This is a genomic window from Microbacterium sp. B19, from assembly GCF_000333395.1.
Lineage (GTDB): Bacteria > Actinomycetota > Actinomycetes > Actinomycetales > Microbacteriaceae > Microbacterium.
Genome location: NZ_BADA01000235.1, coordinates 1 through 3,888, shown reverse-complemented (window position 1 = coordinate 3,888; position 3,888 = coordinate 1). Strand labels below are relative to the sequence as shown.

Sequence of the window (3,888 nt, the reverse complement as noted above, 5' to 3'; positions counted from 1 at the left end):
CCGCGGCATCCAGTGCCCCGTCCTCCACGCCGTCGGGCACGCGCACATCGACTCGGCCTGGCTGTGGCCGGTGCGGGAGACGGCCCGGAAGGTCTCGCGCACCTTCTCGAACGTCCTCTCGCTCATGGACGAGGATCCCGAGTTCGTCTTCGCGAGCTCGTCGGCCCAGCAGTTCGCGTGGATGAAGCAGCACTACCCGGCGTTGTGGGAGCGGCTGAAGGAGCGCGTCGCCGAGGGCCGGTTCGTGCCCGTGGGAGGCATGTGGGTGGAGTCCGACACCAACATGGTCGGCGGCGAGGCGATGGCCCGCCAGTTCCTGGAGGGGAAGACGTTCTTCCAGGAGGAGTTCGGCATCGACACCGAAGAGGTGTGGCTGCCCGACTCGTTCGGCTACAGCGGTGCACTGCCGCAGATCATGCGGGCGGCGGGTGCGCGGTGGTTCCTCACGCAGAAGATCTCGTGGAACGAGACCAACCGCATCCCGCACCACACCTTCCGCTGGGAGGGCATCGACGGGTCGCGGATCTTCACCCACTTCCCGCCGGTCGACAAGTACAACTCCGAGGTCACGGCGGCCGACCTCGCGCACGCTGAGCGCAACTTCGCCGACAAGGGTCGCGCACGCACCTCGCTCCTGCCGTACGGCTTCGGCGACGGCGGCGGCGGACCGACCCGCGAGATGACCGCGACGATCGCGCGCGCACACTCCCTGGAGGGGGCGCCGATCGTGAAGCACTCCACCCCGCGGGAGTTCTTCGAGACCGCCGAAGCCGAGTACGCCGACCCCGCCGTCTGGGCCGGCGAGCTGTACCTCGAGTTCCACCGCGGCACCTACACCAGCCAGTTGCGCACCAAGCAGGGAAACCGTCGCAGCGAGCACCTGCTGCGCGAGGCGGAGCTGTGGGCCGCGACCGCGGCCGTGCGCACGGGCGCGGACTATCCCGCGGCCACGTTCCGGCGGCTGTGGCAGCTGGTGCTGCTGCAGCAGTTCCACGACATCCTGCCCGGCACCTCGATCGCCTGGGTGCACCGGGATGCCGAGCGCAACTACGCCGCGATCGCCGCCGAGCTCGAGCAGATCATCGCCGACAGCCTCCGCGTGGTCGCGGGGGAGGGTGACCGCGTGCTCGCGGTGAACGCCGCTCCGCACGCTCGCACGGGAGTTCCTGCTCTCGGTATCGCGGCGGCGTCGGAGGTCCGCGACGTCGCGCCCCGCGCCGAGGGCGAGGGCTACGTGCTCGACAACGGCGTCGTCCACGCCGTGATCGACGCGCGCGGCCTCCTCATCTCGCTGGTCGAGGTGGCATCCGGTCGCGAGGTCGTCCCGGAGGGGCAGGCGGCGGCTCTGTTCCAGCTCTTCCGCGACACGCCCACCCAGTGGGACGCGTGGGACATCGACGAGACCTACCGCCGGCACGTCACCCCGCTGGACTCCGCCGCGGCGGTGCGCATCGACGGTGACGCGGTCGTCGTCGAGCGGACCTTCGGCGACTCGCGCCTGGTCACCCGGATCGCGCTCGCCGCGGGCTCGCGCACCGTGCGGCTGTCGATCGACGTCGACTGGCACGAGCAGCAGAAGCTGCTGAAGCTCGCGGTCCCCGTGGACGTCCACACCGACCGCGCGGCATCCGAGATCCAGTTCGGGCACATCACGCGTCCGACCCACACGAACACCTCGTGGGATGCCGCCCGCTTCGAGACCGCGGCCCACCGCTGGGTGCGCGTCGCCGAGCCGGGGTTCGGCGTCGCCGTGACGAACGACTCGACGTACGGTCACGACATCACCCGGCACGAGCGCGGCGCGGGCGGGACGTTCTCCCTCGTGCGGCTGTCGATCATCCGCGGCGCGATGTTCCCCGACCCGCAGCAAGACCAGGGCGAGCACCACCTCGAGGTGGGCATCGTCGTGGGAGCGGACGTCGCCGATGCGGTGACGGAGGGGTATCGGACCAACCTGCCCCTCCGTGTGATCGAGGGGGCCGGAGACGTCGAGCCGCTGGTCGCGCTCGATCGCGACGGCATCGTCGTGGAGGCGGTCAAGCTCGCGCACGACGGCTCGGGTGACGTCATCGTGCGGCTCTACGAGGCTCTGGGTCAGCGGCAGGCTGCGACACTCCGGGCCGGTTTCGAGGTCACGGCCGTCGCCGAGACCGACCTGCTCGAACGGGAGGTCGACGCCGCCGCGGTGTCGAGCGTCGCGGGCGGCGCGGTCGAGCTCGACCTGCGTCCGTTCCAGCTGGTGACCCTGCGCCTGAAGCGCTGACCGCGGTCCCCGGTGCCGTGACCGGGGGAGGGCGAGGGATGAGCGGAGGACGGATTCAGCGGATTCGTCCTCCCGCCGTCCCGCGCCCTCCGCTCGTCACGGCGTGCGCGGTCGCCGCGCCGAGGTTCCGGATCACACCGCCGCGACGGCCATGAGGGCGACGGATGCCGCCATGGCGCCGATCTGTGCGCGGTCGAGCCGCGCGGGCATGTGGTGCATCGCCCACGCGGAAGCGGCCGCGTAGCCGAGCGCGGTGGCGAGGAGGAACGCCGGCAGTCCCAGCCCGTGTGCGTGCGGGGATGCACCGCCGCCGTGAGCGCTCATGGCCATCTGCAGGCCGGCCATGAGCGCCATGCCGGTGGCGGTATGGGCGGTCATCAGCGGTGGAACGCGGGGAGCGTGACGTTGCCGCGGTCGCCGCCAGAACGCGAGGCCGACCGCCGCCGCCAGCAGCACGGCCGCCCAGTACACCGGCGGAACCACCCCGAACAGTCCGGCATCCAGCATCGCCAGGAGCATGAGCACGGATGCCACGACCTCGGGCGGCCGCACCCGCGCGCGATCGGCGGCCAGACAGCACGTTCCGATCGCGGCGGGGGCGACCGCCCACAGGTGAAGGGTTTCGCTCATGGATCAGTGGTGGTGGCCGCCGTCGTGCCCGTGGTGGTCGTGGCCGTGGGAGCCCGCGGCCGGTGCGCAGTGCGTGCTCTCCGGGGCCGGGACGTTCAGCACGGGGTTGCGCTCGAAGAAGTTGTACGGCTTGAGCGTGAACTTGGCGTAGTCCATGGGCATCACGGGCCAGTCCTCGTTGCGCGGGAAGTGCGTGAGGCCGAACGTGTGCCACAGCACGACGTCCTCACCCACGAGCGGCTCGTCGCCGGCGATGAAGTCGGGGATGCCGGCTCCGCCCGGGTGCTGGTTCACGAAGTCGCCCGCGGCGTAGCGCTCGGCCGGGTCGTACTTCGTGACGAAGAGGTTCTTGGTCGCGAAGGCCGCGCGCGCGGCGATCGACGAGGCTTCGTCAGCCAGGAGGACCGGCGTCTCCGTCGGGAAGAGGACGTACGACGTCGCCTGCCCGCGCTCGGTGGTCTTCTCGGTCGAGGCGATCTGCCACACGCGGTTGACCGCGCCGTCGGCGACGCGTCCCGACACCTTCTCCGAGGCGATCGGCGTGACCTTCTTCGTGAACGCGTTGCCGGCCGGGTTGGTCGCCGAGATCGGCAGCCGCACCGCGTCGATCTCGTTGACGACGTTCGCGACGCCGTCCACGGTCATGTCGAGCCGCGCCGAGAACAGGTGCTGGTGGTACGGCGCGCCCAGGCCCGGCGCGACCTCGGACGCGAACGGGTAGCCCTCGCCCGGGTAGGCGGAGGTGAACAGGATGCCGGTGAGCTTGGCCTCGCACTCGATGGTGCCGTCGAGGTAGAGGTACCAGTAGAAGCCGTAGTCGTAGTTGCCGACGGTGGTGAAGAACGAGATCACGAGCCGGCGGGCTCGACGCACCTCGCTCGACCCCGTGAAGAGGTCGGTGTGCTTCCACAGGGAGCCGAAGTCCTCCTCGTGCATGCACACGGCGTTGCGGATGTCCCGCGGCATCCCGTTCTCGTCGGAGAGGATGGCATCCA

Annotated in this window: 2 protein-coding genes and 1 pseudogene; 1 reads left to right on the top strand and 2 read right to left on the bottom strand. The window is 70.8% G+C overall.

Going from position 1 to position 3,888, the window contains the following annotated elements; genetic code table 11:
• Positions 1 to 2,263: glycoside hydrolase family 38 C-terminal domain-containing protein (locus tag I5G_RS09085; protein WP_022878782.1), on the top strand; the 2,263-nt coding region annotated here is incomplete at its 5' end.
• A gap of 132 nt (positions 2,264 to 2,395) precedes the next feature.
• Here I5G_RS09085 and I5G_RS09080 read toward each other — a convergent pair.
• Both I5G_RS09080 and I5G_RS21570 read right to left on the bottom strand, forming a co-directional pair.
• Positions 2,396 to 2,893, bottom strand: coding sequence for a hypothetical protein (locus tag I5G_RS09080; protein WP_022878781.1), 498 nt, complete (start codon positions 2,891 to 2,893; stop codon positions 2,396 to 2,398).
• 3 nt (positions 2,894 to 2,896) lie between these two features.
• A pseudogene (locus tag I5G_RS21570) lies at positions 2,897 to 3,888 on the bottom strand (tyramine oxidase); the annotation flags it as partial.